Consider the following 16,036-nt stretch of genomic DNA (forward strand, 5'->3'; position numbering starts at 1 on the left):
GGTTAAGAGAACACAGCAACAGACTGTGCGATAGCCGACTGAAGTGCGGCGTTGTTCAGGTTCAAATTTACACCAATCGTGTTAAAGTAAGCTACTAAATTTTCGGTGGCCATATTTCCTACCAACTCATCTTTTGCCATCGGGCAACCGCCAAACCCACGGATAGCGCCATCAAAACGGCGGCAACCGGCTGTATAGGCAGCTTCAGCTTTCTCCTGCCAGGTGGTTGGTGTAGTATGCAGGTGTGCGCCAAACTCAATATGTTTAAACGCCGGAATAAGCGAGCTGAACAGATAATCGATGTTTTCAGGGTTCGAGACGCCAATGGTATCAGAAAGCGAAATGATCTTTACCTGCAGCTTATCCAGTTCCTGAACGAAATGCAGCACCGTTTCCGTATCCCATGGGTCGTTGTACGGGTTTCCGAACCCCATGGAAATGTAGGTAACCAACGTTTTATCGTGCTTGTGACAGATGTCCTGAATCTGCGCCAGTTGTTCCATCGCTTCGGCTATACTCTTGTTGGTATTGCGCTGCTGAAATGTTTCGGAAACAGATAACGGAAAACCCAGGTAATCGATCTGCTTGTGCTGGGCAGCATCCTCGGCGCCACGTACGTTTGCAATAATAGCCAGCAACTTAGAGCTCGTATTTTCCAGGTCCAGGTTGGCGAGTACTTCGGCGGTATCGCTTAACTGGGGTATAGCCTTCGGCGATACAAAGCTCCCGAAATCTATCGTACCAAACCCAACCTGCAGCAGCTGGTTAATATAGCTGATCTTAACTTCGGTGGGTATAAACTTGTGGAGGCCCTGCATGGCATCGCGCGGACATTCAATTATCTTCATAGTTTGGTTACCTATAGTTTGGGCAGCCGTTTCCGGGTTACTTTTGCAATCAAAGATACAAATTTATAGTATTTGCTTTTGCGTTTACTTTCAAGGCGATACTTCCTTTAATTTCAGAAAAACATGAGTATCTTAACTATAATTTCCAACTATAGATTCTACCACACAACTATCACACAGCTATAAACAACTTAAGCCACCAATCACCGGAAGTAAAATGCAGCTTAGGTAACCGCTAAGGAAACTATAGTTCGCAAACCTGTTATTGCGTACCTTTTACCCTTAATACAGGTGCCTCTGCCAACAGGCCCACCTTAGTTTATAGTTGGCCATTATTCTAACGTATACAAACTATAAATTCGTTTACCAGTCGCCTTCCCGGAGCGCAATCATCCAACTATAAAATTCCAACTGTTTAAGCTATGCCCGTTGCTCAACCAAACATTGCCAACCAGCTACCAAAGGAAGAAGTCCTGGAAAAGATACAGTTACTTCACAGGTTACAGCGAGGCTATTTTGCTGAAGATCATACCCAGGCCGTGTCGTTCCGGAAAGAGCAGCTACGAAAGTTACAGCAGGTACTAAAGCAGCACGAGCAGGAATTATTCGATGCGCTGTACGCTGATTTCCGGAAGCCTGCCCTGGAAGCTTTTGGTACCGAGATCGGGTTTATAGAACTGGAATTAAAACTGGCACTAAAGAATATAGAAGACTGGACCAAACCCCGCAAAGTACTTGAATCACTGATCAATTTTCCGGCAAAGAGTTATGTATATCCGCAGCCGTATGGGGTGGCCCTTATTATATCTCCATGGAATTATCCGCTTAATTTACTTTTCGCACCACTGATCGGGGCTATGGCAGCGGGCAACTGCGCTATCCTTAAACCATCCGAGATTGCAGCTAATACAGCAGCTATAGTTAAGCGTATTATCTCTCAAAACTTTGATGAACGGTACATTGCCGTTGTGGAAGGCGGCGTAGAAACAACGCAACATTTACTGGCGCAGCGCTTCGATTATATTTTTTTTACCGGAAGCACGCAGGTTGGCAAAGTTATTATGAAAGCCGCCGCCGAACACCTTACTCCTGTTACCCTGGAGCTTGGCGGAAAAAGCCCGGCTATAGTTGACATGGATGCTGACCTGGAGATGGCCGCCCGCCGCATTTGCTGGGGCAAGTTTCTGAATGCTGGCCAGACCTGCGTAGCCCCAGATTATGTGTTGGTGCAGGAAGACGTAAAAGAAGAACTGATACAGCAAATGGCCAAAAGCATCCGGGACTTTTATGGAGAACAGCCAGCTAACAGCCCGGACTTTGCGCGCATCATAAACGACCGCCATTTTGAAAGGCTTAGCAAAATGCTAACGCCGGAAAACATCCGGATCGGCGGCAAAACCGATGTTGAAAGCCGTTATATAGCCCCTACAGTTCTGGAGATTTCCACCTGGGATCATCCGGCTATGCAGGAAGAGATTTTTGGACCTATTTTACCGGTTATCTCTTTTAACGACCTGAACGAGGCCATTACAATGGTAAACCGGCACGAAAAACCGCTTGCTCTTTATTTTTTCTCTACCAATAAAACACAGCAGCAACGCATATTAAGGGAGGTTACTTTTGGCGGAGGCTGCATCAACGATACTTTGTCTCACCTGGCTAACCCTAATCTGCCGTTCGGTGGCGTGGGCAGCAGTGGCCTTGGCAGTTACCATGGCATTGCCAGCTTCGATGTTTTTTCACATCAGAAAAGTATACTTGATCGCGGCACCTGGCTCGACTTGCCTTTCCGGTATCCGCCTTATGGCAATAAATTAAAACTACTCCGCAGATTCTTTAATTGGCTGTAACAGGTTCTGAGCTTATTGGCAAGTAAACTATAGTTCCGGGAGTGATATCTGAAATAGGTGCAAATAATTTCGGTGAGTTGCGTATACTTCTTTAAACACAATCACCCTTCAGTTTATTATGGAAAACCTGACACAATATTTAGATAAAACACTTAAGCCACTGGAAGACAAGGTAAGAGAATACCTTAACGTTGAGCGCGACATTCGCCTACTGGATGTGGAACTGCTTTCGTTGCAGAGCATGAAATCGGACTTTAACCCTGAGCAGCACGACCTGGAACAGGAAATTAAAGAAGGTGGCAATAACCCTGAGCTCAATGACAAAGAACAAAAGATGGCTGACCTGTTAAATGAATACAACAAGCTTCGGTCAGAGCTTATTACCATGCTCCCTGAAAAGAATAGGTTTATCGAAATAAATCTGGGTTATGGCCCAAGCATGGTGGGTTATTTTACCATAGATCATGAAACCCGCCAGCCACTACCTGAGCCCGTGTTGCGTGTAGTACATTAGGCATAAACTGCCAACGCCATATTTCAGAGGAGTTTTCCAGCTACAACTATAAAACGAAAAACCGTTGACATCCAGGCGCCAACGGTTTTTGCTGCTTATAAGAGAAGTCTATTAATGAAATTGTTCTGCTTCGGTTGAGCCCGCTAAAGCAACTGTTGACGTTGCGCCGGCAGTTACGGTATTCTGCACAGCATCAAAGTATCCGGTACCTACAAACGACTGGTGTTTTACTGCTTTAAAGCCATCTTTGGTTAGGGCAAACTCACGTTCCTGCAGCTCAGAGTAACCTGCCATACCACGCTCTTTGTAAGCTTTGGCCAGCTCAAACATACTGGTGTTAAGCGCATGAAAACCAGCCAGCGTTATAAACTGGAATTTGTAACCCATTTCCGCCAGCTCTTCTCTGAAAGTAGCCATCTCTTCCACACTTAATTTAGCAGCCCAGTTAAACGACGGAGAGCAGTTATAGGCCAGTAATTTACCCGGAAACTCCCGATGAATGGCTTTTGCAAAACGGCGCGCCTGCCCCAGGTCAGGGTGCGATGTTTCCATCCAGATCAGGTCGGCGTACGGGGCATACGCGAGGCCGCGCGCTATCCCTTGCTCTATACCGCAGCGCACATGGTAAAAACCTTCGCTGGTACGTGGCGCATCCAGTATAAATTCATGATCTCTTGGGTCAATATCACTGGTTATAAGCGTAGCTGCATCTGCATCAGTGCGGGCAACAACCAGGGTTGGCACACCCATTACGTCCGCAGCCAGGCGCGCCGCTACCAGTTTGTTGATAGCCTCCTGCGTGGGTACTAAAACCTTACCGCCCAGGTGACCGCACTTTTTGGCAGACGATAACTGGTCCTCGAAATGCACCCCTGCTGCCCCAGCTTCTATCATCATTTTCATCAACTCAAACGCATTCAGGTTACCACCAAAGCCAGCCTCCGCATCTGCAACTATAGGTACCATGTAATCTGTTTCCCCATCACCATTCACACTTTGTATCTGGTCGGCACGCAGCAGCGAATTGTTGATCTTCTTCACCACATTAGGAACAGAATCGGCCGGGTATAAACTTTGGTCCGGGTACATATGGCCGGCCAGGTTTGCATCGGCAGCTACCTGCCAGCCGCTCAGGTAAATGGCATTTAACCCTGCCTGTACTTCCTGCACTGCCTGATTGCCGGTTAATGCTCCAAGTCCCGCCACATACTTCTCGGAGTGGAGCAACTTCCATAGTTTAGTCGCGCCGTTTCTGGCCAGTGTATGCTCTATCTGTACCGAGCCCTGCAACTTCACTACCTCTTCGGCACTATAGGGTCTGCGGATTCCCGCCCAACGCGGATTCTCGATCCAATCTGTTTCTATCTTCTGGATTCTTTCTTTCTTGTTCATGGCAGTTTGTATAATGAGTAGTGACTAATGATGAATGACTATTTAGTAGTGAATAATGAGAAGTAATGACGAATCAGAAATGATGAATAAATAATAAGCAGTTGCTCTGCCAGCTATTACTCATTCTCCATTATTAATTATTTAATCAATGTATTTGTAAGCAGGAAGTGTCAGAAACTCGACGAAGCATTTGGACAACACCAGTTCTGCAAATAACTGGGCTGCCTTTTCGAAATGGCAGTTCTTGAACATGACCAAGCCTATTTCTTCTCTTATGTTCGCAGTCTCTTCTTTAATGAGTTGCAGCACACGCGCTTCGGTTATCTCATGGCCATCTATCGTTTTGGTATTGTCGTGGTGCAGCCACTGCCATACCTGTGCCCGGGATATTTCTGCGGTAGCGGCATCTTCCATTAGGTTATGAATAGCCGCCGCACCTGTTCCGCACAGCCAGTTACCGATGTACATGATGCCTACATTTATATTCAGCCGTAGGCCTTGTTCAGTGATTTTCCCATCCGGAATTGTAAAGTTGAGCAGGTCTTTTGCTGTCACTTGCACATCTTCGCGGAGCACCTCTTTCTGGTGCGGTTTGTCTCCTAATACATCATCAAAAGCAGCGCGGGCAACCTTAACCAGATCCGGGTGGGCTACCCAGGTACCGTCAAATCCATTGGCTGCTTCAAACGCTTTATCGGCGGCTACTTTGGCAAAGGCTTTTTCGTTTATAGTTGGGTCGTGGCGGTTAGGTATAAAAGCGGCCATACCACCCATGGCATGTGCACCGCGTTTGTGGCAGGTCTTTACCAACAGCTCGGTATAAGCTTTCATAAAAGGTACCTGCATGTTCACATCTGTTCTGTCAGGGAAAACTATAGCAGGGTGCTTTCTGAATTTCTTGATCGCACTGAAAATGTAATCCCAACGACCTGCATTCAGCCCAACGATATGCTCGCGCAGCTCATACAGAATCTCTTCCATCTCGAAAGCAGCGGTTATCGTTTCGATGAGCACGGTGCATTTTATAGTTCCGACAGGTATATCCAGGGCTTCTTGGGCAGCAACATATACATCGTTCCAAAGTCTGGCTTCGAGGTGATTTTCCAGTTTAGGTAGGTAAAAATATGGGCCGGTACCGCGCTCTAACAGTGCTTTCGCGTTGTGGTAAATGTAGAGGCCAAAATCAAACAACGAACCTGAAACGGGCGTGTCTCCTATCAGCACATGCTTTTCTGGAAGATGCCAGCCGCGCGGACGCACCATCAATACGGCTACTTTCTCGTTTAGCCGGTAGGTCTTGCCATTCTGTATTGTAAAATCGATATCCCGGCGAATGGCGTCGCGCAGGTTTAGTTGTCCGTGTATTAGGTTCTCCCAGGTAGGTGAGGTGGCATCTTCAAAATCAGCCATAAAAACATTCGCCCCAGAGTTAAGCGCATTGATCACCATCTTGCGGTCTACAGGACCTGTAATTTCTACCTGACGCAGTTGCAGGTCTTCGGGTATACTTCCTACCATCCAGTCAGCATTTCTTATAGTCTCTGTTTCGAGCAGAAAATCAGGAAGTTCACCGGCATCTATCCTTTGCTGACGCTTTACTCTTACAGCCAGCAATTCTAACCTGCGGGCATTGAACCGGTGGTGCAGCATCTCCACAAACTCCAATGCATCCGGGGTAAGTATGTCGTTAAGTTCTTCCTGCTTTTTGCCTTTTACTTCGATAGCGCTTTCTGTAATCATGGCTGTAAGAATTTGATGATGAACAAATTGAGGTGATTTTTAGAACTATACGGACGATTTTAATTTTTAGCGAAAATTCGCTAAAAATATTTTTACGCTTTTTTAGGAGTTATCTTTTAAATGCACGTATTTCACATCAGCACCCAAGCTATAGCCCCTTACATGAAGCTGCAGGAAGACATTATCCGACTCATCCTCGGTCTGAAAATAAAGCAATTACGCATCGAAAAAGGCATCTCCCTGACCGACCTTGCCGCTGCAACCGAGATATCGGTATCGTACCTGAATGAGATTGAAAAAGGAAAAAAACACCCGAAGCCAAGCAAGATTGCAACTATAGCTGATGCACTGGGGGTAACCTATGATTCGCTGGTATCGCTGCAGTTATCAAAACGGCTGCAGCCAGTGGGGGAATTACTGCATTCCAATATTCTGTCGGAACTACCGCTGGAGCATTTCGGACTGGACCTGAGTCGCCTGATCGATATTTTTGCCACTGCTCCGGCTAAACTGAGCGCCTTTATAAAAACCTTACTGGAGATATCCAGAGCTTTCGACCTTCGGGTAGAACAGTTCTATTTTTCAGCGCTGCGCTCTTACCAGGAACTGCATGAGAATTACTTTGAAGATATTGAATCGGAAGCGGAAACGTTTCTGGTAACGCATGGCCTCGATCCAGAATTTACGCCTACCCTGCCGCAGCTAACGGACTTGCTCCGTAACGGCTATGGCATCGAAACTGAACTGGCGACCTTTGAGGATCAGCCTGCACTAAAGCCACTTCGGACTGTTTTTATTCCTGGGACATCGCCTAAGCTTTTACTTAATGCAGCTTTAACAGAGCAGCAACAGGCTTTTGCCATGGCGCGCGAACTCGGCTTCCAACACCTGAAATTAGAGTTGCGGCCTTATACTTCTACGTGGGTGAAGGTGACTTCTTTTGAGGAAGTGCTGAACAATTTCAGGGCTTCGTACTTTGCAGGGGCTTTACTGCTAAACCGCGACCGGTTGGTGCAGGACCTGCAACATTTTTTTGCGTTGCCAACCTGGCAACCGGAGTTTCTGCTGCAACTGATGGATACATACAAAGCATCTCCCGAGACGTTGCTGCACCGCATCACGTCACTGTTGCCACGGTTCTTTAACATTAAACAGTTGTTCTTCCTGCGGTTTAACCACCAACCTGGTACCCAACATTATTCACTTACCAAAGAACTCCACCTGGCTGGCCTGCATAACCCGCACGCATCGCTGTTAAGTGAACATTACTGTCGCCGCTGGATCTCGCTTACCTTGTTTGAGGTTATGGCCAATCTGCCCAATGGCGGGCCTATAGTTGGTGCGCAGCGTTCCAATTATATCAATTCAGATAATGAGTACCTGGTCATAGCACTGGCGCACCCTTCGGAGCGGGCATCAGAAACAGTAAGTATAGGCTTGCTGCTAAATGAGAACCTGCGTCGTAAAGTTAAATTCCTGCAGGACCCTGCTATACTGCACAGAATGGTAAACGAAACCTGTGAACGCTGCCCTGCCCTGGATTGCCTGGAACGTGCCGCTCCACCGGTTATACTTCAGAAACAACAGTGGCAACAGCAGGTAAACGAGGTATTACAGCAACTTCAGAAACCTGCAACGCAAGTATAAATCCAAACATATTAGCAACTTTACAAGTATAGTTATAGTACTATATAAAGGTGCGGGAGCTGAAAATTTAAAATTTCCGGTATACTTACCTTATAACTATAAAATCAATTTGTAATTTGCTACTTATATTAGGCTAACCATTTATCCGGCTGATGTCCCAGTTATTTTTCCGGCAAACCACCACTTATGAGGAGTTTCAGACTCCCCTATCGCTCTTTGAGCTGCACCAGCAGATCAGGGAGGAGCTGGAAGTGGCTTTTCCGGAAAGTTATTGGGTAGTAGCCGAAATAGCCCAGATTACACCGGACAGGCGCAAAGGCCATTGCTATGTAACCTTGGTTGACAAAGGCGATGACGCCCGCAATGTAGTAGCACAGGCACGAGCTACTATCTGGAGTGCCCGTTTTGCCATGCTCAGCCGCTTTTTTGAGGACAAGACCGGCCAACCACTTAAAGCCGGCTTAAAGATCCTTTTCCAGGCAACGGTGCGTTTCCATGAGCTGTATGGTTTGAGTCTTGATATACAGAATATTGACCCGAACTATACCATCGGTGACCTTGCCCGCCAGCGACAGGAAACCCTGAAGCGACTGGAGGCAGAAGGTTTACTGACAGCCAATAAAGAGCTGGAGCTGGAAGAAGTACCCCAGCGCCTGGCAGTTATTTCATCGGCCACAGCAGCTGGTTACCACGACTTTATTCATCAATTGCAAAACAACGCGTACGGCTATAGTTTCCATACCACGCTTTTCCCGGCCACGGTGCAGGGCAACGAAGCTCCGGCTTCTGTAAATAAAGGGATGGCGCTGATTGCCAGGAACAAAGAACGGTTTGACGCTATAGTGATTATTCGGGGTGGTGGTTCGCAAACCGATTTGAGCTGCTTTGATGATTATAGTATTGCAGCCGCTATTGGGAATGCGCCATTGCCGGTACTTACAGGTATAGGCCACGAGCGCGACGAAAGTATAGCTGACCTGGTAGCGCACACGCGCTTAAAAACACCAACGGCCGTTGCCACTTTCCTCATCGATCGTTTCCGAAGTTTTGAGGAATATACCGAAAGCCTGTATGACAGCATCCGGATGTTTACATCCCAGCAACTGAACCTGACTGACGATAAACTGGAACGTGTGCGACTTCGCATTTCAAACACTACCAAAGATTTCCTGAAAGAAGGCCGGGAGTTACTGGAAAGTTTGTCGCGAGGTTTGCTGGTTAAACCTAAAGCTTTTCTGGATAGTCAGAAGCATGTAGTAAGTGATTTGGAACGTGACATAACTGCTACTACCAAAGACCAAATGCACCAACGGGAGCGCTACCTGAGCGAGCTTGCTGTTTGCGTTGAAGGAAAAGCACAGCGCTACCTGCACATGAAGGAGCACGAACTGAACACCCTCAGCCATTGTGTAGAGACGGAAGTAAAAGAGAACATCAAACTGAAGCAGATCAGTTTTACCAAGCAAAGCGATAAGCTGGCATTTGCCACATCCCGCAAGCTGCAGAACGACGAGCACCGGCTCAAGCTGATTGAGGCAAGTATACAGGCCAATAACCCCGAAAAGCTATTACTGCGTGGTTATACCATAACCTTAGTAAATGGCAAGATCATAAAAAGTATAGCCCAGGTGCGGGACGGCGATGTAGTAGAAACCAGAATGAAGGACGGCACCATCCATAGTATAATTGTAAACAAAGAAGCAAATGACACCCTATAAAGATATAAGCGCTATGACCTACCGTGAAGCAACGCAGGAGCTGGAAGAAATTCTGAGAGCTATTGAAAACGATGCGGTAGATGTGGATGAGCTAACTCAAAAAGTACAGCGTTCGTCGCAGCTTATAAAGTTGTGTAAGGATAAGCTGCGCGCTGCCGAAAAAGCCATTGACCAGGTGTTTAACGAAGAGAATTGCGAGGAACCAACCAAGCCAAAGAAAACGGAAGGTAAGGCAAGTGGTACTTTGTTTTAGGGTTTAGCTATAGTTGTGGCGCTATAGTTTTATCGTTCGCGTTTTAACCCACCCCTACCCCTCCCGAGAGGGGAATTTCTGCTATAGTTGTAGTCGGAGTTGTCATTCTTTAGTTGTTGATTAACACCCCTGTAGTTCTATAGTTACACTCCACGATCAGGACAGGTTTACCTGTTCCCTCGAAACTATAACCACGATCAATCTCGAAGCTTACCGATTCAAACTATAGATGCTGGTAACTATGCGAAAGATCACAGTCTTTGGGTGGAGCGCCTTGTAGATTTGCGGTACCGCCAGGCATTGCGACGTAGGAGCAAAGCAAATATACACCGCGCGATGCCCGAAGACGAGGCCTCCCGGCCGTGAGGGCACCAAAGCTAACTATAGAACTGTAGGCGAATAGAGCTCTCAGGAGTAGGGGATATTTGAAAGAAAGGCTTGGTTCGAAGTGCAGAATAGCTAACTATAGAATAGGAGCTTCTCAAACTATAAGCTAAGATAGATTTCTCCTAACGTCGAAATGACAATAGAGGAAACTGTAAGACATTTAAAATCCCTAAGCTAGCGCTCAAGCTATCAGAAAAGAATCATAAAACCCTCTTAAAAACAAAAGGCATCACTATAACAGCGACGCCTGATGTCATTCAACTTTGCCAAAATCTTTATTTCGAAGCGCGGCTGTCATCCAGGCGCTGAAGTAACAGTTTCGTGAAATCGCGTTCGCCGCGGTATAGTTTTATAAGTTGTTTGTTAGAGATCACCCGGATATATTTTGCAGCATACTCCTGCTCCAGAGCTAGTTCCCGCTCACGGGTAGTGAACATACCATCAATACGGGCTTTTGCTTCCTGCTCAGTCAGTTCCTCCACATCCTGGCGGTAACCGCTGCGGTAGGCTTTTAAAAGTTCGCGGCGTTTGGTTTCGTACTCGTTATACAGTGGCCAGAATTTTTGCGCCTGCTCGGAGGTCAGCTCCATTTTATCGGTCAGGAATGCAACTTTAGCAGCTTCTACACGCTCGCGACGCTCTTTAGAAGAAGAAGATGATCTGTCCTGGGCAAAAGCTGCTGTAGTAGCAAACGTAGTTGCACAGATAAACAGTAACAATAAAATGCGCTTCATGCTATGGGTGATTAATAATCAGTATCTCTTAGGTGGTAATATTCAAGTTCTTCCTCGGCGGCAACAGGGCTCACATTCAGGAAATCAGCGGTAAGCTCCTGGTTCTGAATAGTGTTTAGTTCGGCAAAATCCGCACTCTCTAAAGAAGCATTGGCAGTAAGGTAATCCACTATCTCCGTATCAGTTACAACAGCCATATTAATAGCCTGCTGGTCCGGCTGCGATTCCAGGGTAAAATAATATACGCCAACAAACATAGCCAGAAGTATGAGCGGAGCCATAGCTACCCGCATCCCTTGCCACATCCGGGCAGGCAACCATGCTTGCTGTGGTGCAGCAGCAGTTCGCTCCATAATGCGTGTCGGCAGGCGGTCGAAGTAGTCTTCGGGTACCTGGTACACGTTGTGTTTTGGCAGCTCGCTAAGGGTAATATTTTTAGGCTTGTTGTTCATGGTAATACAGGTTAGATAGCGTTCTCCTCCAAAAGTTTAATCCTGCTTCAGAAATTCTTCAATTTTTTTCACAGCCAGGTGATAAGATGCCTTTAAAGCACCCACAGAAGTCCCCAGTATCTCCGAAATCTCTTCGTATTTCAGGTCGTCGTAATACTTCATGTTAAATACCAGGCGCTGCTTGTCAGGTAATTTCAGTAAGGCTTTCTGTAATTTCAGCTGAATCTCATCGCCACTGATGTTCACAGAGGTATCTATTTTTTCGGCCAGCTCGGCAGCCACATCATTTATGGGTAAAAAGAACTTCCGCTTTTTGCTCGACAGGAAAGTCAGGCACTCGTTGGTGGCAATACGGTAGAGCCAGGTATAAAGCTGCGCATCCTGCCTGAAATTTTCCAGGTTCTTCCATACCTTCAGAAAAACTTCCTGGGTAAGGTCGTCGGCGTCTTCATGGTCTATTACCATCTTGCGGATGTGCCAGTATATTTTCTGCTGGTACTTCCTTACAAGCTGGTTAAAGGCCAGGTTTCGGCTGTCAGGGTTAGCGAACTTCTCTAATATCTCTTTATCTTCCACTGGGTGCGGTGGCGGTAATTTAATTTCAGGTATTGGTTTTACTCAAACTTTAAAATTAACTGGATTTCAGTTATAGTTGATAATACCTGAGAAATTTATAATTGGGGTTATAGTTAGGTCCAAACTATAGTTTAAGCTGTAATTAAAGGTAATACTATAATTAAGTTAATTTCTATAGTTCGCGTAGCAGGTTAAATTTAAGTCAGTTTATAGTTTGACCTATAGTTGGTTTAAGAGCTATAGTTAGGGCAAGGTGAAGTTGGGCGTGCCGGCCGGGCCGCCGGGCTCTCGCGGCTCGCTTTCTGGCTCGTGCCTCACCAAAAGAGCTCAAACAACCGCTCCATCCCTCACGCAGGTACTCTAACTATGGCGCGAGCATTTTCCCCCGTGACGAACTATAGTTTAGATGCCCACACAGTTAAGGTACAAATTCGACATTATATTAAGACACGAGTTGCAAACTCGCGCCAGCGATATAAACTATAAATCAACTATAAAACAAAACAGGCTGCACTTTACAGTACAGCCTGTTAAATATAGTCAGATTATCGCTAACCTATTTGCTTTTTCTGCTGATGGCGCGTTCTGCTGCAGCAACAATGTCATTCTCCGTCAGGCCGTATTTTTCCATCAGTTGGTCTGGCGTACCCGACTCCCCGAAAGTATCATTTACAGCTACGTATTCCTGCGGAACAGGCGTGTTTGCAATAAGCACCTGCGCTACGGCATCGCCAAGACCACCGAAACGGTTGTGCTCTTCGGCAGTAACGGCGCAACCTGTTTTAGCTACCGATTTCAGGATAGCTTCTGCATCAAGCGGCTTTATAGTATGGATGTTGATGATCTCGGCGTTGATACCTTTTTCTGCCAGGATGTGGCCGGCAAGGATAGCTTTCCAAACCAGGTGGCCTGTTGCAAAAATACTTACATCAGTACCTTCGTTCAGCATCAGCGCTTTGCCAATTTCAAACTTTTGGTCAGCTGGCGTAAAGTTAGGAATTACCGGACGACCGAAACGCAGATAAACCGGGCCTTCGTGATCCGCGATAGCTATAGTTGCAGCTTTGGTCTGGTTATAGTCGCATGGGTTGATAACGGTCATGTGTGGGAGCATGCGCATCATACCAAGGTCTTCCAGAATCTGGTGCGTGGCACCGTCTTCGCCCAGCGTTAGGCCGGCGTGCGAAGCGCATATTTTCACGTTTTTGCCAGAGTAAGCCACAGACTGACGGATCTGGTCGTACACGCGGCCGGTAGAGAAGTTGGCAAACGTACCCGTAAACGGAATTTTACCGCCAATGGTCATACCGGCAGCAAGACCGATCATGTTGGCTTCGGCAATACCTACCTGGAAGAAACGCTCCGGAAACTCTTTCTGGAAGGCGTCCATTTTAAGCGAGCCGGTAAGGTCGGCGCAAAGGCCTACAACATTTGGGTTGGTGCGGCCGAGCTCCAGCAGGCCTGCTCCAAAACCGGAACGGGTATCTTTTTTCTCTGTAAACGGAAAGTCTTTCATGGTATGGTTCTTTCTTAAAAGTCTTTTATAGTTGGCAAACTATAGTTTGCCGGTTTCTTATCTGTTAAAAATTCTGACAGTTGTTGTTGCCCCGGACCGTATGGTAAAATCCTGCACATCAGTAAACTTACTCGATTGTGCGGTCTTCATGCGGTATACCAGTTTATAGTTTCCGGGCTGCAACGGTATAGTTACTTTACTGTTATTTTCCGGGATGTTGAGTAACCAGCGCTGTGCCCCGCTTTCGTCTATACTATAAACACTGCCGTACCCCTGCATCTGCGATGAGATGGCTAACTGACCCGGCGTAGGTATAGTTATCGTTTTGGTCTGGCCCTGTTTTACTTCTATGTCTTTCAGGTAGATGCGCGGCGTACTTAACACTTCCAGGTCATATTTACCACTCAGGTATTTATGTTTGTCACCAAATGCCTGCACGTTCAGGGTTCTAACTTCCCCGTTTTGCCGGACTATAGTTTGCAGCTGCCCGTAAGGCGATGGCCCGTCCTGGCGCAGGTATAAAGTGCCCTGCGGCGCTTTTACTCTGATAACATTGTTCCGGCCCGGCTTTATAGTTACGTTTCGCTCAACAACAGCCGGTGTAGTACTGATAACCAGGTCGTACGGCATCAGCGCATCAATTTCCAGCATATCAGGCTTACCTCTGTCGTTCAGGTAGTGTACAAAGTTGTACTCGGGCAGCCCGGTCAGCGCATTCAGGAAAGTCATGTTCACGTTCGTTTCCACGGGACGATCCTGGTCATCGAGTAGCTCTACGCTAACAGTTGTTTCGCTCAGGGTCTGGGTTACGATCTCGGTGAGCACATTCTCAAAGGTTTTTACATCGGCAGCATTAAAATACTGGCCAATACAGTTGAGCTGTTTCTCGTACTCGGCATCAATCCCGATCCCGATCACAAATGGGCGCAAAAAGATCCGCTTTTTCTGCAAGGCCAGCGACACAGCACACGGGTCACCGTTACACGACTCAATTCCATCTGTAATCAGAATCACGACATTACGTGCTCTTGGGTCTTCCGGAAAATCATTGGCCGTCTGCTCCAGCGAGTAGGTAATGGGCGTATTGCCACGCGGTACAATCTCACCAAGCTTTTTCTTGACATTGGCAGCATTCTTTGCTCCAAAAGGCACTTCTAGCTTGGTATCCTTGCAGTCGTTGCGTTCGCGGCCATGCTGGTGTCCGTATGCCCTGAGGGCAACTTCCACATTTTCAAACCGCTCCAGCGAATCTACCAGGTGGGCCAGCAGGTCTTTGGCGACGTTCATGCGGTCGCTTTTTTCCCATTTGGCCATCATGCTACCCGAGGCATCCAGCAAAAACAGGATACGCGTTTTAGGCTTGGGCTTTTTATCCTGGGCCATAGCAGTGCCAGCCATTGCCAGTAGCAGCAACAACAAAACAATACCTGCTTTTTTTACCCAAGCTGCCATGCCCGAACGATACACTTTACCTGAAACTATAGCTTAGTAATCCGAAGCGTGTTTTACCATCAGCTGCTGTAGTGCAATCTCCAGCTGCTCATCGTTTGGTGCTACGCCGTGCCATTTGTGCGACCCCATCATAAAGTCAACACCATAGCCCATTTCGGTGTGCATCAGCAACATTACTGGCTTGCCTTTGCCTGTTTCAGCTTTAGCCTGTTCCAGGCTTGGTATCAGGGTTTCGAAATTGTTACCGCTTGTCTCCAGCACTGTCCAGCCAAAAGCTTCGAATTTAGCGCGCAGACTACCCAGGCTCATTACTTCTTCTGTAGAGCCATCAATCTGCTGACCATTTAAATCTATAGTTGCGATGATGTTATCAACCTTGTGGTGAGCAGCATACATGGCAGCTTCCCACACCTGGCCTTCTTCTACTTCACCGTCGCCCATCAGCACATACACCAGTCTGTTATCCTTGTTCAGTTTTTTAACCTGCGCTGCACCGGTTGCTACCGATAAGCCCTGGCCCAGCGAGCCAGATGCGATACGAATGCCTTCCAGACCTTCTTCAGTAGCCGGGTGGCCCTGTAAACGTGAGTTCAGCTTACGGAACGTAGCCAGCTCTTTTACATCAAAGAAACCTGCGCGGGCAAGTGTACTATACCAAACCGGCGAAATGTGGCCGTTTGAAAGGAAGAACAAATCTTCGCCTTCGCCATTCATTTTAAAGTCGGTGCTATAGTTCATTACTTTGAAGTAAAGCGATACGAAATAATCAGTACAGCCAAGCGAACCGCCCGGGTGGCCCGAGTTTACCGCATGCACCATACGTACGATGTCGCGACGTACCTGTGCTGCAATGTCTTTCAGCTCTTCGATGCTTTTGTTGTGTGGATTCACGCTATTATTGGTTGATTGTTAAATTGATTTATTGTTGATCACGGGGTAAACTATAAACTATAGTTA

Annotated in this window: 14 protein-coding genes; 5 read left to right on the top strand and 9 right to left on the bottom strand. The window is 46.9% G+C overall.

Annotation, left to right across the window (positions count from 1 at the left end; translation table 11 throughout):
• Window positions 1–2: 2 nt before the first annotated feature.
• Window positions 3–848, bottom strand: a complete 846-nt coding sequence (locus KYK27_RS00285) for a hydroxymethylglutaryl-CoA lyase (RefSeq protein WP_199108087.1) — start codon at window positions 846–848, stop codon at window positions 3–5.
• Between the two features lie 422 nt (window positions 849–1,270).
• On the opposite strand from KYK27_RS00285, the gene KYK27_RS00290 reads away from it, so the two are divergent.
• The gene (locus tag KYK27_RS00290; protein WP_199108088.1) at window positions 1,271–2,698 is read left to right on the top strand and encodes an aldehyde dehydrogenase; all 1,428 of its coding nucleotides are present in this window, start codon (window positions 1,271–1,273) and stop codon (window positions 2,696–2,698) included.
• Window positions 2,699–2,816: 118 nt separating this feature from the next.
• The gene (locus tag KYK27_RS00295) at window positions 2,817–3,212 is read left to right on the top strand and encodes a hypothetical protein (RefSeq protein WP_199108089.1); all 396 of its coding nucleotides are present in this window, start codon (window positions 2,817–2,819) and stop codon (window positions 3,210–3,212) included.
• Between the two features lie 111 nt (window positions 3,213–3,323).
• On the opposite strand, the gene aceA is transcribed toward KYK27_RS00295, so the two are convergent.
• Together aceA and aceB are read right to left on the bottom strand one after the other, a co-directional pair.
• Window positions 3,324–4,604 (bottom strand): isocitrate lyase, encoded by a 1,281-nt coding sequence (gene aceA, locus KYK27_RS00300; RefSeq protein WP_199108090.1) that lies wholly within the window; start codon window positions 4,602–4,604, stop codon window positions 3,324–3,326.
• Between the two features lie 141 nt (window positions 4,605–4,745).
• A complete protein-coding gene (aceB, locus tag KYK27_RS00305) occupies window positions 4,746–6,344 on the bottom strand; it encodes a malate synthase A (RefSeq protein WP_199108091.1) in 1,599 nt (532 codons plus the stop codon).
• Between the two features lie 120 nt (window positions 6,345–6,464).
• On the opposite strand from aceB, the gene KYK27_RS00310 reads away from it, so the two are divergent.
• The 3 genes from KYK27_RS00310 (at window position 6,465) to xseB (ending at window position 9,962) form a co-directional block, all read left to right on the top strand.
• Window positions 6,465–7,991, top strand: a complete 1,527-nt coding sequence (locus tag KYK27_RS00310; RefSeq protein ID WP_233150188.1) for a helix-turn-helix domain-containing protein — start codon at window positions 6,465–6,467, stop codon at window positions 7,989–7,991.
• A gap of 152 nt (window positions 7,992–8,143) precedes the next feature.
• Window positions 8,144–9,709, top strand: coding sequence for an exodeoxyribonuclease VII large subunit (gene xseA / locus KYK27_RS00315; protein WP_199108092.1), 1,566 nt, complete (start codon window positions 8,144–8,146; stop codon window positions 9,707–9,709).
• Complete coding sequence (gene xseB, locus KYK27_RS00320) at window positions 9,696–9,962, top strand: exodeoxyribonuclease VII small subunit (RefSeq protein ID WP_199108093.1); 267 nt, start codon at window positions 9,696–9,698, stop codon at window positions 9,960–9,962. The genes xseA and xseB overlap by 14 nt, the downstream gene beginning before the upstream one ends.
• Before the next feature lie 662 nt (window positions 9,963–10,624).
• Here xseB and KYK27_RS00325 read toward each other — a convergent pair.
• The 6 genes from KYK27_RS00325 to KYK27_RS00350 form a co-directional block, all read right to left on the bottom strand.
• Complete coding sequence (locus KYK27_RS00325; RefSeq protein ID WP_199108094.1) at window positions 10,625–11,083, bottom strand: hypothetical protein; 459 nt, start codon at window positions 11,081–11,083, stop codon at window positions 10,625–10,627.
• Window positions 11,084–11,094: 11 nt separating this feature from the next.
• Window positions 11,095–11,535: a hypothetical protein gene (locus KYK27_RS00330; protein WP_199108095.1), complete on the bottom strand. Its 441-nt coding sequence runs from the start codon at window positions 11,533–11,535 to the stop codon at window positions 11,095–11,097.
• 36 nt (window positions 11,536–11,571) lie between these two features.
• Complete coding sequence (locus KYK27_RS00335; RefSeq protein ID WP_199108096.1) at window positions 11,572–12,111, bottom strand: RNA polymerase sigma factor; 540 nt, start codon at window positions 12,109–12,111, stop codon at window positions 11,572–11,574.
• A 556-nt stretch (window positions 12,112–12,667) separates the two neighbouring features.
• A complete protein-coding gene (locus tag KYK27_RS00340; protein ID WP_199108097.1) occupies window positions 12,668–13,627 on the bottom strand; it encodes a transketolase family protein in 960 nt (319 codons plus the stop codon).
• Window positions 13,628–13,684: 57 nt separating this feature from the next.
• Window positions 13,685–15,079, bottom strand: coding sequence for a vWA domain-containing protein (locus tag KYK27_RS00345; protein ID WP_199108098.1), 1,395 nt, complete (start codon window positions 15,077–15,079; stop codon window positions 13,685–13,687).
• Window positions 15,080–15,112: 33 nt separating this feature from the next.
• Window positions 15,113–15,970 (bottom strand): transketolase, encoded by an 858-nt coding sequence (locus tag KYK27_RS00350; RefSeq protein ID WP_199108099.1) that lies wholly within the window; start codon window positions 15,968–15,970, stop codon window positions 15,113–15,115.
• Between the last annotated feature and the right edge of the window lie 66 nt (window positions 15,971–16,036).

Origin of the sequence: Pontibacter populi (assembly GCF_019336435.1) — a bacterium.
GTDB classification, from domain to species: Bacteria; Bacteroidota; Bacteroidia; order Cytophagales; family Hymenobacteraceae; genus Pontibacter; species Pontibacter humidus.